At 52.8% G+C, this 17,103-nt stretch carries 22 protein-coding genes; all 22 read left to right on the top strand.

The annotated features are described in order from the left end of the window. Nucleotides 1-103 precede the first annotated feature (103 nt). The 22 genes from KIH39_RS09350 to KIH39_RS09245 all read left to right on the top strand — a co-directional run bounded on the left by KIH39_RS09350 (nucleotide 104) and on the right by KIH39_RS09245 (nucleotide 17,064). Nucleotides 104-1,222, top strand: coding sequence for a TlpA family protein disulfide reductase (locus tag KIH39_RS09350; protein ID WP_213499066.1), 1,119 nt, complete (start codon nucleotides 104-106; stop codon nucleotides 1,220-1,222). 390 nt (nucleotides 1,223-1,612) lie between these two features. Beyond that, nucleotides 1,613-1,915: an urease subunit gamma gene (ureA, locus tag KIH39_RS09345; RefSeq protein ID WP_213499065.1), complete on the top strand. Its 303-nt coding sequence runs from the start codon at nucleotides 1,613-1,615 to the stop codon at nucleotides 1,913-1,915. A gap of 7 nt (nucleotides 1,916-1,922) precedes the next feature. Beyond that, the gene (locus KIH39_RS09340; RefSeq protein ID WP_213499064.1) at nucleotides 1,923-2,309 is read left to right on the top strand and encodes an urease subunit beta; all 387 of its coding nucleotides are present in this window, start codon (nucleotides 1,923-1,925) and stop codon (nucleotides 2,307-2,309) included. Further along, complete coding sequence (gene ureC / locus KIH39_RS09335) at nucleotides 2,306-4,027, top strand: urease subunit alpha (RefSeq protein ID WP_213499063.1); 1,722 nt, start codon at nucleotides 2,306-2,308, stop codon at nucleotides 4,025-4,027. Before KIH39_RS09340 ends, ureC begins: the two co-directional genes overlap by 4 nt. A 12-nt stretch (nucleotides 4,028-4,039) precedes the next feature. After that, nucleotides 4,040-4,726 carry an urease accessory protein UreF gene (locus KIH39_RS09330; RefSeq protein ID WP_213499062.1) on the top strand — a complete coding sequence of 229 codons (687 nt, stop codon included), beginning with the start codon at nucleotides 4,040-4,042 and terminating at the stop codon, nucleotides 4,724-4,726. Then, complete coding sequence (ureG, locus tag KIH39_RS09325; RefSeq protein WP_213499061.1) at nucleotides 4,686-5,432, top strand: urease accessory protein UreG; 747 nt, start codon at nucleotides 4,686-4,688, stop codon at nucleotides 5,430-5,432. Before KIH39_RS09330 ends, ureG begins: the two co-directional genes overlap by 41 nt. After that, on the top strand, nucleotides 5,429-6,340 hold the full coding sequence (locus tag KIH39_RS09320; RefSeq protein ID WP_213499060.1) for an urease accessory protein UreD: 912 nt from the start codon (nucleotides 5,429-5,431) through the stop codon (nucleotides 6,338-6,340). Before ureG ends, KIH39_RS09320 begins: the two co-directional genes overlap by 4 nt. Before the next feature lie 695 nt (nucleotides 6,341-7,035). Further along, on the top strand, nucleotides 7,036-7,245 hold the full coding sequence (locus KIH39_RS09315) for a hypothetical protein (RefSeq protein WP_213499059.1): 210 nt from the start codon (nucleotides 7,036-7,038) through the stop codon (nucleotides 7,243-7,245). A 20-nt stretch (nucleotides 7,246-7,265) separates the two neighbouring features. After that, nucleotides 7,266-7,520 (top strand): putative signal transducing protein, encoded by a 255-nt coding sequence (locus KIH39_RS09310; RefSeq protein WP_213499058.1) that lies wholly within the window; start codon nucleotides 7,266-7,268, stop codon nucleotides 7,518-7,520. Between the two features lie 77 nt (nucleotides 7,521-7,597). Then, the gene (locus KIH39_RS09305; protein WP_213499057.1) at nucleotides 7,598-8,374 is read left to right on the top strand and encodes a hypothetical protein; all 777 of its coding nucleotides are present in this window, start codon (nucleotides 7,598-7,600) and stop codon (nucleotides 8,372-8,374) included. Nucleotides 8,375-8,401: 27 nt separating this feature from the next. Beyond that, nucleotides 8,402-9,145, top strand: coding sequence for an HAD-IIB family hydrolase (locus KIH39_RS09300; RefSeq protein ID WP_213499056.1), 744 nt, complete (start codon nucleotides 8,402-8,404; stop codon nucleotides 9,143-9,145). A gap of 17 nt (nucleotides 9,146-9,162) precedes the next feature. Further along, complete coding sequence (locus tag KIH39_RS09295) at nucleotides 9,163-9,840, top strand: RpiB/LacA/LacB family sugar-phosphate isomerase (RefSeq protein ID WP_213499055.1); 678 nt, start codon at nucleotides 9,163-9,165, stop codon at nucleotides 9,838-9,840. Between the two features lie 26 nt (nucleotides 9,841-9,866). Continuing rightward, complete coding sequence (locus KIH39_RS09290) at nucleotides 9,867-10,229, top strand: SpoIIAA family protein (protein ID WP_213499054.1); 363 nt, start codon at nucleotides 9,867-9,869, stop codon at nucleotides 10,227-10,229. A gap of 23 nt (nucleotides 10,230-10,252) precedes the next feature. Further along, entirely contained in the window at nucleotides 10,253-11,785 is a 1,533-nt protein-coding gene (atpD, locus tag KIH39_RS09285) for a F0F1 ATP synthase subunit beta (protein WP_213499053.1), read from the top strand. Continuing rightward, nucleotides 11,745-12,170, top strand: a complete 426-nt coding sequence (locus KIH39_RS09280) for a F0F1 ATP synthase subunit epsilon (RefSeq protein ID WP_213500348.1) — start codon at nucleotides 11,745-11,747, stop codon at nucleotides 12,168-12,170. The genes atpD and KIH39_RS09280 overlap by 41 nt, the downstream gene beginning before the upstream one ends. Then, nucleotides 12,163-12,483, top strand: a complete 321-nt coding sequence (locus KIH39_RS09275) for an AtpZ/AtpI family protein (protein ID WP_213499052.1) — start codon at nucleotides 12,163-12,165, stop codon at nucleotides 12,481-12,483. Before KIH39_RS09280 ends, KIH39_RS09275 begins: the two co-directional genes overlap by 8 nt. Further along, nucleotides 12,476-12,793 carry an N-ATPase subunit AtpR gene (locus KIH39_RS09270; protein WP_213499051.1) on the top strand — a complete coding sequence of 106 codons (318 nt, stop codon included), beginning with the start codon at nucleotides 12,476-12,478 and terminating at the stop codon, nucleotides 12,791-12,793. The genes KIH39_RS09275 and KIH39_RS09270 overlap by 8 nt, the downstream gene beginning before the upstream one ends. Continuing rightward, complete coding sequence (locus tag KIH39_RS09265) at nucleotides 12,783-13,451, top strand: F0F1 ATP synthase subunit A (protein WP_213499050.1); 669 nt, start codon at nucleotides 12,783-12,785, stop codon at nucleotides 13,449-13,451. Before KIH39_RS09270 ends, KIH39_RS09265 begins: the two co-directional genes overlap by 11 nt. A 30-nt stretch (nucleotides 13,452-13,481) precedes the next feature. Continuing rightward, a complete protein-coding gene (locus KIH39_RS09260) occupies nucleotides 13,482-13,763 on the top strand; it encodes a F0F1 ATP synthase subunit C (protein ID WP_213499049.1) in 282 nt (93 codons plus the stop codon). A gap of 3 nt (nucleotides 13,764-13,766) precedes the next feature. Then, on the top strand, nucleotides 13,767-14,609 hold the full coding sequence (locus tag KIH39_RS09255; RefSeq protein WP_213499048.1) for a F0F1 ATP synthase subunit delta: 843 nt from the start codon (nucleotides 13,767-13,769) through the stop codon (nucleotides 14,607-14,609). After that, on the top strand, nucleotides 14,606-16,165 hold the full coding sequence (locus KIH39_RS09250; protein ID WP_213499047.1) for an alternate F1F0 ATPase, F1 subunit alpha: 1,560 nt from the start codon (nucleotides 14,606-14,608) through the stop codon (nucleotides 16,163-16,165). The genes KIH39_RS09255 and KIH39_RS09250 overlap by 4 nt, the downstream gene beginning before the upstream one ends. Beyond that, nucleotides 16,162-17,064 carry a F0F1 ATP synthase subunit gamma gene (locus tag KIH39_RS09245; protein WP_213499046.1) on the top strand — a complete coding sequence of 301 codons (903 nt, stop codon included), beginning with the start codon at nucleotides 16,162-16,164 and terminating at the stop codon, nucleotides 17,062-17,064. Before KIH39_RS09250 ends, KIH39_RS09245 begins: the two co-directional genes overlap by 4 nt. The last annotated feature ends 39 nt before the right edge of the window (nucleotides 17,065-17,103 follow it).

Here is a 17,103-nt window from a genome sequence, read left to right as displayed (position 1 = left end):
TCTTTGAAATCGATCAATCATGGTGGAAAAGCACAGGAACTATTTTCTCAAATCTTTTCCCTTATAGAATATTTTCGTTAACTACGGATCAGAGATAACAATCATGTTTGCGATTCGCCTGACTGTTTTGCTCACTTGTTTTACCTTGTTTTGCCTGAACTCCACTCCGGGGTTTTCTCAAACTCCCGCGGGCAAGAAATCGTCTACCAAAAGTAGCCAGAAGGACGACGGCGGAGAAGATCCCAAAGATGGCAACTATAACCTGAAAGTTAAGACTACGGATATTTTCCTTGGCAAGACCGTTAGCGGCCCTCAAGAGAAGAGGGAAGACCTGAAGGATAAAGTTATCTTTCTCGAATATTGGGGCATCCACTGTCCTCCCTGTATTGCCTCCTTACCGCATGTCTCGGCTCTAAACAGGGAGCTGGCTGACTTTGGACTGGTGACGATCGGTTCGCATGCTCAAGAGGGAACGGACGCCGAAATCCGGCAGATGGCCGAGAGCAAAGGAGTCAGTTACACGATTACGACGGGAACGCGTGTGAATGGAGCGAACGATTTTTCAACCATCCCCCACAGCATAGTATTCGACCACACGGGCGCTTGCATTTATCGAGGCTATCCCGACGGAGCTTATCCCATCGTTCGTGCGGCCGTGGGTAAAGCGATCGTGGCCAAGACCGGAAAAAGTACCTTTTCAAAACCGGTGCAAACTCATGCGGACAGTCTGATCAAAGGCGTTCCGCCGTTGTCTGTGCTGCCGAAGCTCGTCGCGTTGTCGCGAGGGTCGAATGAAATTGCCACTGAAGCCAAATCTCTCGTGGATGCGATTGTCTCAGAGGCTCAAAAGAAACTGACCACAGCAGAAGATTTGGCCAAGGATAGTCCCCTGGAAGCATTCCTCCAAGTCGAACCCCTGTCGACCTCCTTTAAGGGAACCTCGGTCGCCACCAAGGCCAACGGATTGATCGTCTCTTTGAAGAAAGAAAAAGTGGTTGCCAACGAACTGTCGGCTCGTCCAGGTTTGGAAATGATCAAAAAGCTGGATATGCAACTGGTTGCGGCCGCGGCCGGCGTCGATCTCAAAAATACCGAATTTCAGAAAGCGATGGCCGCTCAGCTCAAGCAGCTGAAGCAAAAAGCGGCCGTGCTTAAGAAGAATTATCCGGACAGCAAAGCCAATGAAGAAGTAGTGAGAATCTTAACGAAATATGGGCTGTAAGATAATGGATTTGCAAATCGCATCCTGGTCCTCATTTATCGTATCCGAAACTCCTGTAGCGTTTGATCCTCTCTGCAAATAATCGGCCGCGGTGCCATCAGCTTTCCGCAGCCGGCGGAGACTTAGCTAGTATTACTCCGTTAACAGGACTTGCGCATTTCAGCGTCGCCTGTCAAGATACGGGGACACTCGGTAAAGTAGCGAGTTGCCAAGTGGCCGCTACATGACAATTCGCTACTAATGACCAAAAGCATGCCTTGATCCAGGCTGCCATTCTTTTCGGATCTTGCTGGCTACTAATCGTTTACCTCACCATTTTGTAAATCAAAATGGTGCAAATCATTAGAATGACCTGAAACGAGGCATAATTCAGTAAGGCGTTGCTTTTCCATGCATCTGACTCCGCAGGAACGAGATAAGCTTCTAATCTACACAGCCGGAGAACTGGCTAAGTCTCGCAAAGCGCGCGGACTTAAGTTGAACGTACCCGAAGCCACCGCCCTGATTGCCAGCGCTTTGATGGAACTGGCCAGAGAGGGCTTGACGGTTGCAGAAATCATGGCGGCGGGTCGAAGTATATTGAAGCGTGACGAAGTGATGCCCGGTGTGCCCGAAATGATCCATGAGATCCAGATAGAAGCGACCTTTCCCGACGGAACTAAACTTGTAACCGTTCACGATCCGATTTCTTGAGGGTACGATGATTCCCGGTGAATACCTGTTCGATGGTCCTTCCCTGGAACTGAACGCCGGGAGGCCGGTCACCGCAATTAGCGTGACCAATCGAGGAGATCGTCCCATACAGGTGGGCTCTCACTTTCACTTTTTCGAGGTGAATCGAGCTTTGGTCTTTGATCGGGAAAAAGCCTATGGTCAAAGACTCGATTTGCCGGCCGGCACCGCAGTTCGGTTTGAACCGGGAGATATCCGAGAAGTGAGCCTGGTGCCTTTGGGTGGAAGTCGAATCGTTTTTGGGGGAAGTGGTCTAGTCTCCGGGGAACTCGACGATCCTGGGATTCGCAAACAGAGCCTCGAACGGATGCGTGCTGAAGGCTTTGGCGACGAGCCCCGGAAGGAGTCATCATGAGCGTGCGAATTTCGCGGGCTTCTTATGCCGGTCATTATGGACCCACCACCGGCGGTCGCATCCGCCTAGCCGATACGAATCTCATCATCGAAATTGAGAAAGATTTTGCTCATTATGGGGAAGAGGTCGTTTTCGGGGGCGGCAAAGTCATCCGAGATGGAGGAGGGCAGACTTCCCGGAAATTGCCTGCGGAATATCCGCATCTCGATTTGGTGATTACCAATGCGGTCGTCCTCGATTACTGGGGAATCGTTAAAGGCGATATTGGAATCCGGGCAGGTCGGATTGTAGGTATCGGCAAAGCGGGAAACCCCCTCATTCAAACCGGAGTGGATCCGAAGCTGGTGATCGGTGCGGGAACCGAAGTCATTTCGGGTGAAGGAATGATCTGCACTGCGGGTGGCATCGACTCGCACATTCATTTCATCTGTCCTCAGCAGATTGAAGTGGCAATTGCTTCTGGAATTACAACGATGATTGGCGGTGGGACCGGATCGGCCACGGGAACCTGGGCAACTACATGCACTCCAGGCCCCTGGTATATGAAGCGAATGCTCCAGGCCGCCGAAGCTTTTCCCATGAATTTTGGCTTCTTAGGCAAAGGTAATTGCAGTTTACCGGAATCTCTTGAAGAACAGGTACGAGCCGGGGCTTGTGGATTGAAGCTCCACGAAGATTGGGGAACGACTCCGGCGGCCATCGATAATTGCCTTGCTGTAGCCGACCGTTTCGATATCCAAGTGGCCATTCATACCGACACTTTAAATGAATCCGGATTTGTAGAAGATACGATCGCCGCGTTCAAAGGTCGGACGATTCATACCTATCACACGGAAGGAGCAGGGGGTGGGCATGCTCCGGATATCATCAAGATCGCTTCGCTGAAAAACGTTTTGCCTTCCAGCACGAATCCCACCCGGCCGTTCACTATTAACACGATTGATGAACATCTGGATATGCTGATGGTCTGCCATCATTTGTCGCGATCAGTGCCGGAAGATGTCGCTTTTGCCGAAAGTCGCATCCGGCCAGAAACCATCGGTGCAGAGGATGTGCTGCATGATCGCGGGATATTGAGTATGTTCAGCTCCGATTCGCAAGCCATGGGCCGGATTGGTGAAGTCATCATCCGCTGCTGGCAAACCGCCCACAAGATGAAAGCGCAATTTGGAACACTTCCGGAAGACAATTCTCGAAACGATAATTTTCGGGCGAAAAGATACATTGCCAAATACACGATTAACCCAGCGTTAACTCACGGTATCTCTCGTGAGGTTGGCAGTATTGAGCCGGGTAAGTGGGCGGATCTGGTGTTGTTCAAACCAGCCTATTTCGGAGTTAAGCCAGAGCTTATACTAAAAGGGGGTATGATCGCCTACGCCCAAATGGGCGATCCCAATGCCAGTATCCCCACGCCTCAGCCCGTCTATCAACGCCCCCAGTTTGCTTCGTTCGGCCGCGCTATGACGGAGTCCAGCTTTAGTTTTGTTTCGAAGGCTTCGCTGGCGGAAGGCATCGCCCAAAAATACGGCTTGCAACGTCCGCTGGTTGCAGTCGAGAAATGCCGCGATATTTCGAAAAAGGATTTGAAATTGAATGATTTGACTCCCGATATTCGGGTCGATCCGGATACCTATCAGGTTTGGGTAGATGGCGAAAAGATTGGTAGTGAACCGGCCCGTGAATTGCCCATGACACAAAGATATTTTTTGTTTTAAAAGTCCGAATCCATGAACCTCCGTTTGCTTCAGATAGGCGATTCGGCACTACCGATCAGTGGGTATACACATTCCTGGGGTCTGGAAGCAGCGATTGCGAGAAAGACAGTGATGGATTCCGAGTCGCTCGAAACTTGGACCCGAAACTGGTTGCGTTATTCTCTGGCTCCCCTGGAAGGGGTTTTCTTGGCTGCGGCGCACAAAGCCAGTCGCGAAATCCATGCCGACGACCATGCTGTCGAGTTGAAACGATTGAATCGGTTGATGACCGCGATGATGCCCGTCCCCTCCTTGCGAGCGGCCAGTCTGGAAATGGGGGATCAACTCTTCTGGTTGGCGGGCACCTGGAACTGGTCAGCTCAGGGGTTGGAATATTTATTCCCAAACGGAATCGGTTCAGGTTGGCATCATGCGATTGTCTTCGGATTACTGGGTGCGTTAGCAGAATCGACTGCGAAAAATACCCTGATCGTTTATCTGCATCAGGCAAGCCTGGGGATGATCGGTGCGGGGGCTAGAGCCATCCCAGTCAATCATACCCACGGGCAGCAAATACTCGCATACTTGCATTCGGAAATTGAATCCCTGGCTGAGATCATGTCTGATCGTCCGGTCGAAATGGCCGGCAGTGGAAATCCGCTCTATGAGGTTTTATGCGATGAACAGACCCGACTTTACTCTCGAATGTTTCGATCCTAAATCGCATCTCTCTTCGAGCCAGCGTCTCTACCATCGCGATCCCAACGATTCGGGTCATTCGCATGGCGGCGGCCGATTTGCCGGTCCCCGGCGTAAAGTTTTTACACTGGGAATTGCGGGGCCGGTCGGTTCCGGCAAAACGGCCCTGGTGGAGCGACTTTGCCGCGATCTTTGGCCCAGCGTGAATTTGGCAGTCATCACCAACGATATTTATACGCATGAAGATGCGGAGTTTCTTTCCCGACGAAATGTGCTCCCACTAGAGCGAATTGTCGGAGTGCAGACCGGCGGTTGCCCGCATACGGCTATCCGGGATGATGCCAGCGCGAATCTTAGTGCCGTGGCCAACTTTGAACGTCAAATCCCGGCCTTGGAATTGATGATTATCGAGTCGGGAGGAGACAATTTGACCGCCGTCTTCTCTCGAGAACTGGCGGACCTTTTCATTTTCGTCATCGACGTAGCCGAAGGGGATAAAATTCCTCGCAAAGGTGGCCCCGGAATTTGCAACAGTGATCTGTTGGTCATCAATAAGGTGGATTTGGCTCCTCATGTGGGCGCGGATCTGGAAGTCATGCGGAGGGACGCCACGAAGATGCGCGGCGAAAAACCATTTTTCATGATTAGCCTTAGGCAGGGAGAGAATTCCCATCTGGTCGTCGATTGGGTGCGCGCCCAACTCGCTGCTCGAAAGTCTGCTCGATGAAAAGGATCGAAGTGGGGGATTTTGTGATACCTCCCGAATTTACTGCGTTGCAGTTGGCTCAAAAGTCTGCTGGTCAGATCGGCGGACTTCGAGTGGAACTTCTCAATACCGCCGGCAAAACACGTTTGGGGGAATGTTACCAGCAAGTGCCTTTGCGAATCCTTCCTCCTTTTCATTTTTCAGGGGAATCCGCTTCACTGCTGTATATTCTGAACCCGACTGCGGGTTTGCTGGCCGGGGATGCCCAGTTGATCTCGATTACGGCGCGGGCGGGAACACGTACCATCGTCACCGGCCAATCGGCCAATCGCATCCATCCTGCAGGTCAGGAATTCAGTACGCAGCAATGGCACATCCGAGTCGAAGAAGGAGCGGAGCTAGTAGTTCTTCCTGGGCCAACCATTCCCTATCGCGGCAGCCGATACTATCAGAAGGTCGAAGTAGAATTGGCTGCCGAAGCCAATTTTATTTGGGCCGATATTTGGTTACCCGGCCGCTACGAGCGAGGGGATAGTTCCGAGTGGTTTGCATTTGATCGAATCATCCAGGAATTGGAAATTCGCCGGGGAGGAGAGCCGATTTATCGAGAACGATTTGACTGGAAAGGGCCTTGGACAGCCGATCAGAGGGATTGGTTCTGCGGTCTAGGAAATGGATTGGGAAATCTATTCTCAACTCGCTCGGCCCAATCCGATGCATGGGATGCAAATCCAGCGAAACCCGAAACAATCCTCCGATTAGATTCTGGAGATCAGCTGTTGCGTTGGGCCTTACCTCCCCGAGAATTAACCCCGAGGGTGGTTGAAGCCGCTTTTCGAATCGCGGCTTCTTGGTCCTCGGATGAAAAGTACTGGTTGCTGGAATCTGAAAATTTTCCACCCAATCACTGGTTTTCTCAGAGGGTGTAAAAGCTTGCTCTTCGAGTTGTTTCAGATTTCGGATTACCCTATCGGCGTTAAAATCTGGTTGGGAATTTTCGAAACGATATTTTGTCAGCCTACTCTGAGTGCCTTCAGTTTCAATCGGGACCTTACGGAAGTGGACTTTGCCTGAGTTGTGTACCGCTTCATCGGGAAGATGATCATTTAAGAGATATTGGGCGTAGTTGTTCTTAAAGTCCTTTTATCTCGTCCATCGAAGAGCGTTTCGCTTGGCGTTCGACGACCGGGACTTCTAAGAAGAAACGCTCGAATTTGTTCCTTCGCCCCGCTCGCGGGATCGAAGACGTTTAATAATTCCGCATCTTGCGTCCATCATTCCCTAGGCCCGACAGGCTTTCCCTGACACCCAATTTCTCATTCATCTATCTCACTCTACCACATTACCTCTCTAACTCACCGATTGGGATTTGCAAACTAAGCCATAGGGAAACATGAAGCCTGGAAAAGCCAACTAGCCTCTGATCGATCCCGAGACAACGAGGTGATGCCACATCGGAGAAACCGAATGTCGATGTTAGGGCTAGAGGGGACGTCCGGGTTCGCTCCGCCGAAGTTACGAATTGATGGGGTGCAATACCTAACTAAGTTTCAGGCGTTTCTCGTGCGTTGTAATAGTTGTTAAGTTCCTGCCATCGAGCGGTTCTAGGAAGGAAAGAACTTCCGTGGAAAAACTTGAAACCCAGCAGCTGATTCGCGAACCCGATCAATCCAAGTTAATTCATCCTCGCTTCTACATTTTGTGGGAAGTGGCAGGAGAGTTGAACGGCGAAGAAGCGAAATATCGCTTTTGGCGCGAAGCGGTACATGCCATCATCGCCTCTGACTCAACGAACGATTCGGTGCGGCCGAGCGAAGGCTTCTCGATAGGCTAGAGAGTTTTTTGGAGAATATCATGAAAATTTTGCCGACTGAGAAACCCTACGACTTCGTTCGCTTAGCTTCTGCCGCGAACCCGTTTTTAGCCCATATCTGGCAGAATGCACTCGAGCGCGAAGGCATTCCTTGCAAAGTATTCGGCGATTACCTGGATGCCGGACTCGGCGACATCTCCGGCCTAGCGGCTGAAGTCTGGGTCGAACCTGCAAATCTCGTTCGAGCCGAGCAGATCCTTCAACAACACGAAGGAAACTCCGAAGAGGCGAGTTAGCGCCTCTCTCGGAGGAAGAGATCTTTCAAAAGGGACTGGTCTACTGGAGACCCCCAATCGTTCAGGAGATACCATCAATGTCCAATAAAATTATTCAACCACTCGACTCTACGCTGGCCACCGAACAAGGAGTGGTGCCCAAACAGGTCACAGTCCATACTCCCGCGATCGCGACTCAGGTGATCGTCGTCGGTCATTCCGCGATTTTCTACTGGTGGCCTCTTTGGGTGGCCGGATACATCATGTCTCTACTGACCTGGTCGAATCACGATCAGGTCCAAATAGGCAGCAAAATGGAATGGTTCTACCGCGGCCGAGATCTCGGTGTGATCTACACTTCGCTTCTGCTCCTGTTAATCTTGATTTCCAGCACCAAAATCAAGGGCATGAAAGCGGCGCTGCTGATTGCCGCCGCGAGTTTTTTGATACTCTTTTCCGTCCATCTGGAATGGTGGGGAGTTATCCTCGGCTGGTTTGGCAATCAATCGATTTCTCTGAGTCTCGGCTACTACCTATTCTCCTCCACTCTGCTTTTGGTGGTTTGGGCCACAAGTGTTTTCTTCGTAGATCGTCTGAGTTTTTGGAGATTTCGGCCCGGCCAAGTCACCCATGAATTTCTCGGGGGAATCGTGAACAATACGTACGACACGCAGAATATGACGATATCCCTCAATCGACAGGACGATTTTTTTCGACACTGGATTATTGGAATGGGATCGGGCGATTTACATATCCGGACTATGGGCGGACGAGGTGTGGAGATGTTCGTGACTAACGTCTTATTCGTCGGCTCCAAAATGAAAAAAATTCAGGCTTTAATTGCCACCAAACCCGCTGTGCCACTCGAGGCTTAATTAATCGACCGACCCTTTCGGATCTCCATGAAAAAGCTAATAGTCTACGACTTGGACGGCACGCTGGCTCCGAGCAAATCTTCACTAGATGCGGAAATGGCTTCCTTGATAGGTAACCTTTGTCGCATCGTCCATGTGGCTGTCATCTCGGGAGGAAATTGGCCTCAGTTCGAAATCCAAGTGCTCTCCAAGCTCTCGGAGAATTCTAACTTGAAAAATCTGGCTCTGCTGCCCACGTGCGGCACCAAATTTTTTAGTTATGAAGTCGGTTGGAAAGAACTTTATTCGGAGGATTTTTCCCCGAGCCAAAAAGTCAAGATCCTGGCTTCTTTCCGCAGGGCTCTTGAAGAAGCGGACTATAAGCCCATTCAACTTTGGGGTGAAATGATAGAGGATCGGGGAAGTCAGATTACTTTTTCCGCACTCGGGCAACTCGCTCCCCTGGAAGAGAAGAAGAAGTGGGATCCGGATTATGCCAAGAGAAAGAAAATCACGGCCAAGCTAGTGGAGTTGATCCCGGAGTTTTCGGTGCGGATGGGAGGAGCGACTTCCATCGACGTTACGAAAAACGGCATCGACAAAGCTTACGGAATTAGAAAACTCCAAGATATTCTAAAAATCTCCATTAACGAAATGATCTATCTCGGCGATGCGCTGTTTCCAGGCGGTAACGACTACCCCGTCAAACAAGCGGGCGTCGATTCCATTGAAGTCCGAGATCCGACCGAAACGAAACGGGTTACCCAAGCCATTATTGACTGTTTAAAGTGAACGCCGAGGGGAAAGTTATGATAAAGAAGTCCCTGCCGAAGTATCAAATCGAACGAGAAGAGTTAGCCGTTACCCTCGTTCCTTTTTCGATCACCGGTAGTCTTCACTCGGTAAAGCAAAATTCCGAAGCCTGGAGTCGCAATGAGGAATCGTGGGAAACGAAACTACTCCAGCCGTCTCCGAAAGAAGGAAAAGCCCCTAGGAAAGTAGGAATCGCGGCGGACCACGGCGGGTACAACTTAAAGGAGCAGATAGCCGTGACACTTCTGGACAAAGGTTTTGAAGTAGTCGATTTTGGGGCTTACGAACTCAATCCCGAAGACGATTATCCAGATTTTATCATTCCTCTGGCCCGAGCGATCGCTTCCGAGAAAGTCGAACGCGGAGTAGCGCTTTGCGGCAGCGGGGTCGGGGCGACCATCGCAGCCAACAAAATTGCTTCTGTCCGCGCGGGACTGATCCACGATCTCTATTCGGCGCATCAGGGTGTGGAAGATGACGATATGAATGTCTTCTGCCTGGGAGGCCAAGTGATCGGCAGTGCTCTGGCAATCGAGCTGATCGAGATCTTTCTTTCCGCGAAAGTCAGCGGCGCTGTGCGGCACATCCGTCGTCGAGCTATGGTAGCGGCACTTGAACAAATTGAGAGTACCCACGGACTCTCAAAAACCGAGCCCAATCCTAGAGAATCTTAACGGCTTTACATTCAAGGGAGTTTCTAATGTCGGTTCAATTCAAAGAAGAAGAGGGCGGGAAACTTCTCGTCGTCAACGTTAGTGGCAAGCTGGAAAAGGCAGATTATCTTAATTTAGTGCCGGAGTTCGATCGGCTCTTCAAAGAACATGGAAAACTGCGCATCTTGTTCGATATGAGCGGATTTCACGGTTGGGAGCTCGGCGCGCTCTGGCAGGATATCAAGTTCGATATTCAGCATTTCTCCGAAATCGAGAAGATCGCCATGGTTGGGGAAACGAAGTGGGAGATGGGGATGTCGCTGTTTTGCCAACCATTCACCGTGGCCACCATCCGGTACTTTGACCAAGCCAATTTAAAGAGTGCGCGCGAATGGCTGATCGCGGCTTAATGTCCAGAGCCAGAGAAAGAAAAATGAGCGCACTCGAAACAGAACTGCGATCGGTCGGGAACGAACGGAAGATTCCATCGACGAACACCGGCGTTATCAGGTCCGTGCGCGGGAGCGTCGTCGATGTGCATTTCGAAGAGAACTTACCCGCCGTATACACAGAACTTCGCACGGGCAAGGATTCACTTATTTCGATCGAAGTTCTGATGCAGATAGATGCTCATCACGTCCGCGGGATTGCAATGAATCCGACGCAGGGACTTTCTCGGGGCATGAGAGTCCTCGATACGGGAGGACCTTTAAAGGTGCCGGTGGGAAAAAGGATCCTGTCGCGAATGTTTGACGTTTTCGGTAATACCATCGATCGTCAGCCCGCTCCTACGGAAGTGGAATGGCGCCCTATTCATCGGGATCCGCCCCCGTTGGTCCAGCGTTCGACCAAATCCGAAATCTTCGAGACGGGTATCAAGGTCATCGACGTTTTGATGCCGCTCGAGCGCGGCGGAAAGGCGGGGCTGTTCGGGGGCGCGGGGGTGGGTAAGACCGTGTTACTTACAGAAATGATTCACAACATGGTGGGACATCAACAGGGTGTGAGCCTGTTTTGCGGCATCGGCGAGCGCTGCCGGGAAGGCGAAGAGCTCTATCACGATATGAAAAAAGCGGGTGTGCTACCGCATATGGTGCTGCTCTTTGGTCAAATGAACGAGCCCCCCGGAGCGCGCTTCCGGGTCGGACTGGCGGCCTTGACCATGGCCGAATATTTCCGCGACGATGAACATCGCGACGTATTGCTGCTTATCGACAACATCTTTCGCTTCATCCAAGCCGGTATGGAAGTCTCCGGCTTGATGGGACAGATGCCCTCGCGCTTGGGCTATCAGCCGACGATGGGTACCGAATTATCGGGCCTGGAGGAGCGAATTGCTAACACCGATTCGGGATCGATCACTTCCATTCAAGCGGTTTACGTTCCCGCCGACGACCTGACCGATCCCGCCGCGGTGCACGCGTTCTCTCACCTCTCCGCCTCGATCGTTCTCTCCCGCAAACGAGCGAGTGAAGGGCTCTTCCCGGCGGTAGACCTACTGCAATCCAATTCCAAAATGGCGACTCCGACCGTCATCGGCGAACGTCATTACCTCCTGGCGCAGGAAATCCGTAAGACTCTCGCCCATTACGAAGAACTCAAAGACATCATCGCCATGCTCGGTATGGAGCAACTTACTCCCGAGGATCGCAATGTCGTCGGCCGCGCCCGGCGCTTGGAAAGATTTTTGACGCAGCCGTTTTTCGCGACCGAGCAGTTCAGCGGCATCAAGGGAAAAGACGTGAGCCTGAAGGATGCCATCGATGGCTGCGAGCGAATCTTGAAGGATGAGTTCAAGGACTATCCGGAAAGCGCTTTCTACATGATCGGGGCTATCGACGAAGCCACGGCCAAGAAACAACCAGTGAAAAAGAAAATGGAGAGCGAGGACGCTCCGCAGCTTTCGCCGGTGCGTTCGGGATCCAATTCACCAACTTCGTCGGGGAAGGGGGTCGAGGCTCATTAATCTCAAAGTCCTTCTTCCGTATCAGATCTTCCTCCAAAGCCAGGATGTAACAAGTCTTGTCGCCCAAACGCTCGAAGGAGCGATTGGGCTTTTGCCCCACCGACTCGATTGCACGGCCGCATTGACCCCGGGAATCTTGACTTATCAAACCGCGAGGGAAGGTCAGGTCTACGTCGCCATCGATCGCGGGGTGTTGGTGAAGACGGGTGCCGATGTTTTGATATCGGTTCGCAACGCGATTGGCGGGACGAACCTCGATAAACTCGCTGCTGCAGTGAAGGAAGAATTTCTGAATTTGGACGAACAGGAAAAGAACGTGCGTTCGGTATTAGCAAGGATGGAGGGGGGATTCCTTCGCCGATTAATGGAAATTCAACATGGATGAAGAACCACGCGGCCTCGAAGAGTCCAAATTCAGCCAGAAGGTGGCTGCGGAGGCGGCGCGCAAGCTGAAGGCGCAGGCCGATACCACCAAAACGATCTGGTTCGGCTTAGGGATGTCCGGCTTAATTGGCTGGTCGGTCATGGTTCCTACCCTTCTGGGTGCGGCTCTGGGCCTGTGGTTGGACAAGCGTTACCCGAGCTCTTATTCCTGGACGTTGATGCTTCTTCTGCTGGGCTTGATCATCGGTTGTTGGACGTCCTGGCACTGGATCAAATCTCAATTCCATCAGATGCATGAAGAGAACCATGAGTAGTTACTCAAACCTTGCCTATGCCTGGATAGCCGGCCTTTTGCTCGGGATCGTTTTTTTGGGCGGCCTCTGGTGGACAGTCCAAAAGGGCTTAGTGTCCAATAATCCGGCCCTCTGGTTCCTCGGCAGCTTTTTGCTCCGGGCCGCCCTGGTGCTCGTCGGATTTTATTTCGTTTCGCAGGGGCCGTGGGAGAGTCTCTCTGCCTGCCTGCTGGGATTTCTGTGTGCGAGAATTTTTGTGGTCCGGGGGCTGGCCAGAATGCTGTTAAGAGAACGGACGGAACTCGTGAAGGAGAATCCTCTTGCATCTTAGTCCCGATGAAATCATTCTCTGGCGCTGGAAGTTCGTCGAGCTCAATAGTACGATCGTCACGACCTGGGCGTTGATGTTTGTTCTGACCTTGGGATCGCTCTTGATCACCCGACGTTTGAAAACGGAGGGACCCGGTTCACGCTGGCAGGGATTTCTCGAAATCGTCGTCACCACGATTCGCGAACAGATCGAAGAAGTTGGCCTGCACAATCCCGGGAAGTACCTCGGTTTCATCGGTACTTTGTTTCTTTTCATTGCCTTTTCGAATCTCTGCATGATTCTTCCCTGGTACGATCCGCCGACAGGTTCGCTTTCCACGACGTCGGCTTTGGCTATTTCCGTCTTTGTCGCAGTTCTGATCTTCGGCATTCAGAAGCAGGGATTAATCGGTTATCTGAAGTCTTACCTAAAGCCCACTTTCATCATGCTGCCCTTCAACGTCATCAGCGAATTGTCGCGTACGTTCGCCCTGGCGATCCGACTGTTCGGCAACATCATGAGTGGGGCGATGATTGTCGGCATCTTGCTGACGATAACGCCGCTTCTGTTCCCGATCTTTATGAACCTGCTGGGTCTGTTAACGGGCATGGTGCAAGCGTACATCTTCAGCATCCTGGCGGCCGTTTACATCGCTGCAGCCACGCGAACGAACGAATAAGCAAATGCAAAATTCACCGGAAGGACAGATATGGACAGTATGACTCTCATCGCAATCGCTTCGATTGCGACCGCTGGCGTTACGATCGCGGTGGGGAGCATCGCCCCGGCGCTCGGTGAAGGCCGAGCGGTTGCGACGGCTTTAAGCTCGCTGGCCCAGCAGCCCGATGCTTCAAAAACTATAACTCGAACTTTATTCGTCGGCCTGGCGATGATTGAATCAATTGCCATCTATTGTCTGGTGATCGCCATGATTTTGATCTTCGCGAATCCCTTCTGGAACCATGCCATCATACCCGCAACGGGAGGGTGAACCATGCCGATCGATTGGTTCACGGTGGTTGCCCAAGTGATCAACTTCCTCATCCTGGTCGGGCTGATGGAGCGGTTCCTGTACAAGCCGATTCTTCACGCGATCGATGAACGGGAGAAAGGGATTTCTAACCAACTCGCGCAGGCCGCGGCAAAAAAAGCGGAATCGCAGAAGGAGCACGACGAATTCCAGCACAAGAACGAAGCTTTCGACCAGGAGCGGGCGGGGATGTGGCAAAAAAGCACCGACGAAGTCAAAGCCGAACGAACGCGATTACTGGAGAAAGCGCGAACGGAGGCCGACGAATGGCGGGCCAAACGCCAGGAAGCCCTGCAGAGCGAGCAGCGTCATTTGAACCGAGAAATTACCCAGTGGACCCAGAAGCAAGTCTTCGCGATTGCACGAAAGACCCTGGCGGATCTCTCCGCCGAGGACCTCGAAGCGCGGATCACTGCCGTGTTCGTCAGCAGGCTGCGGGCTATCTCGGGGCCGACCCGGGAGCAATTTGCCGCCGACCTCAAGGCTTCGTCCGACTCGGTCCGCGTAAGGAGTGCGTTCGAACTCCCCCCGGCCCAACGAGCTGACATCCAGAGGGCGATTAATGAAACATTTTCTACCGATGTGAAAATCCAATTCGATACCAAGCCGGACATTGTCAGCGGCATCGAGCTTTCCACCAAAGGTCAGAAAGTGGCCTGGAGCATCGCGGACTATCTTGCGGCCCTAGAAAAGAGCGCCGGCGAACTTCTTCCGGGGGATTCCAAGTCCGAGCGACCCTCCCGCGTTCCGCCCGGATCCAAACTCGGGAATTTAACGGCGCCAGCGGCCCTGAAGGCGTCCTCTTGAATAACCCACTCGATACTCTGCACGCGATTTTCAACCAGGCGTACGAGGGGATCGGCCGGACGCTTCAGGCTTTCACGCCGCAGTTGAGGCCGCGCGAAGTCGGTACGATCGCGAGCGTCTCCATCGGCATCGCTCAGGTTTCGGGTCTGCCGAACGTGGGCTTCGAAGAACTCGTGAAGTTTCCCGGCGATCTCTATGGTATCGCATTCAATGTCGATGCGGACGAAATCGGTGTTGTTTTGCTCGGGGATTGCTCACTATTACAAGCCGGAGATGAGGTGGAACGCACCGGCCGAGTGATGGACGTACCCGTAGGCGAGGAATTGCTCGGACGAGTCATCGATCCGCTGGGCCAGCCTCTGGATGAAAAAGGAGTTATTGACTCTAAACAGCATCTGCCCATTGAACGTCCGGCCAGACCGATCCTGGACCGGGCTCCGGTGAGCGTGCCTTTACAGTCCGGCCTGATCGTAATCGATGCCTTGATTCCGATTGGTCGAGGCCAGCGCGAATTGATTCTGGGCGATCGGCAAACCGGTAAGTCGGCCATCGCCATCGATACCATCTTGAACCAGCGTGATCAGAACGTCCTTTGCGTGTATTGCGCTATCGGTCAACGAGCCTCCGCAGTCGCCAAAGTCGTCGCCAATTTGCGTCAAAAAGGCGCGCTGGAGTACACGGTAGTGGTTGTGGCGGAGGGTAATGATCCGCCGGGACTGGCCTACATCGCTCCCTATGCCGCCACCAGCATCGCGGAGTACTTCATGGAAGCGGGTCGAGACGTACTCATCGTGTTCGACGATTTGACTCATCACGCCCGGGCTTACCGCGAGCTTTCCCTGCTGCTCCGTCGACCTCCGGGCCGCGAAGCATTCCCCGGCGATATTTTTTACATCCACTCCCGACTCCTGGAGCGCGCCACTCATCTCACCGAAGAACTTCACGGGGGCTCCCTGACCGCGCTGCCGATCATCGAGACCGAGGCGCAGGATATTTCCGCCTACATTCCAACGAATCTGATTTCCATCACCGACGGCCAGATTTATCTTTCGCCGAGGTTGTTTGAACTGGGCATTCTGCCCGCGGTGGATGTTGGCAAATCGGTTTCGCGTGTCGGCGGTGTGGCCCAGCGCGCTTCTTACCGGGCCGTCGCAGGAGATTTGAAACTCGCCTACGCTCAATTCTCGGAACTGGAATCGTTTGCGAAATTCGGCACCCGGCTCGATGAACGCACCCGCAAAATCATCGACCACGGCCAACGGATCCGCGCTCTCCTCCAACAGCCGGAGTTCGAGCCGGCCTCCGTTCCCGAGCAAATTGTCCTCCTGGTCGCATTGACCGGCGGTCTGCTCGACCGTCTGCCGCTCGGCTCGATTCCGGAAGCCGAGCACGCGTTGAAAAAGGTCGCAGCCGACCTGGCGCCGGATCTCAAGAAGCGATTCACTTCGAACGACAAGTTGAACGACGATGATCACAAACTGATTCTGCGTTTGGCGACGGAAGCGCTCGAGACCTTGCTCCCTAAAACTCATCCCGAACTCAAAAGCCATCCATGAGCGATACCTTGGTGAGCTTGCGACGCAAAATCAGCGGAGCGAACGATCTGGAAGCAGTAGTTCGCTCCATGAAGGCCCTGGCGGCATCGAGCATTACACAGTACGAGAAATCGGTACTTGCTCTGACCGACTACTACCGAACGGTTGAACTTGGTTTAGCCGTCTGCTTACGAATGCCGGGGAATTTCGGCAGAAACGCGATCGTGTCCCGGGCGAAAGCGGTGAACGCCGTAGTCTTCGGTTCAGATCAAGGACTGGTAGGACAATTCAACGACCGGCTGGCCGATTTTGTCGTTCAAGCTCTGAATACGCTTCCGGGAGAAAAGCATATTTGGGCCGTCGGCGAACGCATTCAATCCCGGCTGGCTGACGTCGGTTTCTCCTCCGTGGGAGTTTTCGGGGTTCCGTCCTCAGTAACTGCCATCACGCCACTCGTCGGGCAGATTCTCGTCGAATGTGAAGCGCACTATGAGAAAGGGGAGATCGGTGAATTTTACCTTTTTCACAATCATCCCCAGGCGGGAGCTTCTTATGAACCGGTGAGCCAACGCCTGCTGCCATTGGATGAGAAGTGGCGGCTCCGGTTGGTTCACCTTCCTTGGCCGAGCGGAAACCTGCCGGAGATCATCGGCAACCCTGAGGCGATGTTGCGGGTGCTCCTCCGGGAATATTTTTTCGTTTCCCTCTTCAAGGCCGCGGCCGAATCCCTCGCGAGTGAAAATGCGAGTCGATTGGCCGCCATGCAACGTGCGGAAAGAAATATCGACGAAATTCTGGAGGTCCTCAACCAGACTTTCCGTCGCCAACGCCAAGCAACTATCGATGAGGAATTATTCGATGTACTCGCGGGTTACGAATCGTTGTCCAAAGCAAAAGCGCGCTTACCCGAGAATTCGTGAGCGGCAAACCGGACTGCGAAAAAATACCGGACTATTCGA

Origin of the sequence: Telmatocola sphagniphila, from assembly GCF_018398935.1 — a bacterium.
Lineage (GTDB): Bacteria > Planctomycetota > Planctomycetia > Gemmatales > Gemmataceae > Telmatocola > Telmatocola sphagniphila.
Note: the sequence above shows the minus strand (reverse complement) of the source record. Positions and strands in the feature narration are given on the sequence as shown.

What these genes read in the sequence shown, in the direction of transcription:
- KIH39_RS09350 (WP_213499066.1), top strand. Translation starts at nt 104, where the DNA reads ATGTTTGCGATTCGCCTGACTGTTTTGCTCACTTGTTTTACCTTGTTT.
- ureA (WP_213499065.1), top strand. Translation starts at nt 1,613, where the DNA reads ATGCATCTGACTCCGCAGGAACGAGATAAGCTTCTAATCTACACAGCC.
- KIH39_RS09340 (WP_213499064.1), top strand. Translation starts at nt 1,923, where the DNA reads ATGATTCCCGGTGAATACCTGTTCGATGGTCCTTCCCTGGAACTGAAC.
- ureC (WP_213499063.1), top strand. Translation starts at nt 2,306, where the DNA reads ATGAGCGTGCGAATTTCGCGGGCTTCTTATGCCGGTCATTATGGACCC.
- KIH39_RS09330 (WP_213499062.1), top strand. Translation starts at nt 4,040, where the DNA reads ATGAACCTCCGTTTGCTTCAGATAGGCGATTCGGCACTACCGATCAGT.
- ureG (WP_213499061.1), top strand. Translation starts at nt 4,686, where the DNA reads ATGAACAGACCCGACTTTACTCTCGAATGTTTCGATCCTAAATCGCAT.
- KIH39_RS09320 (WP_213499060.1), top strand. Translation starts at nt 5,429, where the DNA reads ATGAAAAGGATCGAAGTGGGGGATTTTGTGATACCTCCCGAATTTACT.
- KIH39_RS09310 (WP_213499058.1), top strand. Translation starts at nt 7,266, where the DNA reads ATGAAAATTTTGCCGACTGAGAAACCCTACGACTTCGTTCGCTTAGCT.
- KIH39_RS09305 (WP_213499057.1), top strand. Translation starts at nt 7,598, where the DNA reads ATGTCCAATAAAATTATTCAACCACTCGACTCTACGCTGGCCACCGAA.
- KIH39_RS09300 (WP_213499056.1), top strand. Translation starts at nt 8,402, where the DNA reads ATGAAAAAGCTAATAGTCTACGACTTGGACGGCACGCTGGCTCCGAGC.
- KIH39_RS09295 (WP_213499055.1), top strand. Translation starts at nt 9,163, where the DNA reads ATGATAAAGAAGTCCCTGCCGAAGTATCAAATCGAACGAGAAGAGTTA.
- KIH39_RS09290 (WP_213499054.1), top strand. Translation starts at nt 9,867, where the DNA reads ATGTCGGTTCAATTCAAAGAAGAAGAGGGCGGGAAACTTCTCGTCGTC.
- atpD (WP_213499053.1), top strand. Translation starts at nt 10,253, where the DNA reads ATGAGCGCACTCGAAACAGAACTGCGATCGGTCGGGAACGAACGGAAG.
- KIH39_RS09275 (WP_213499052.1), top strand. Translation starts at nt 12,163, where the DNA reads ATGGATGAAGAACCACGCGGCCTCGAAGAGTCCAAATTCAGCCAGAAG.
- KIH39_RS09270 (WP_213499051.1), top strand. Translation starts at nt 12,476, where the DNA reads ATGAGTAGTTACTCAAACCTTGCCTATGCCTGGATAGCCGGCCTTTTG.
- KIH39_RS09260 (WP_213499049.1), top strand. Translation starts at nt 13,482, where the DNA reads ATGGACAGTATGACTCTCATCGCAATCGCTTCGATTGCGACCGCTGGC.
- KIH39_RS09255 (WP_213499048.1), top strand. Translation starts at nt 13,767, where the DNA reads ATGCCGATCGATTGGTTCACGGTGGTTGCCCAAGTGATCAACTTCCTC.
- KIH39_RS09245 (WP_213499046.1), top strand. Translation starts at nt 16,162, where the DNA reads ATGAGCGATACCTTGGTGAGCTTGCGACGCAAAATCAGCGGAGCGAAC.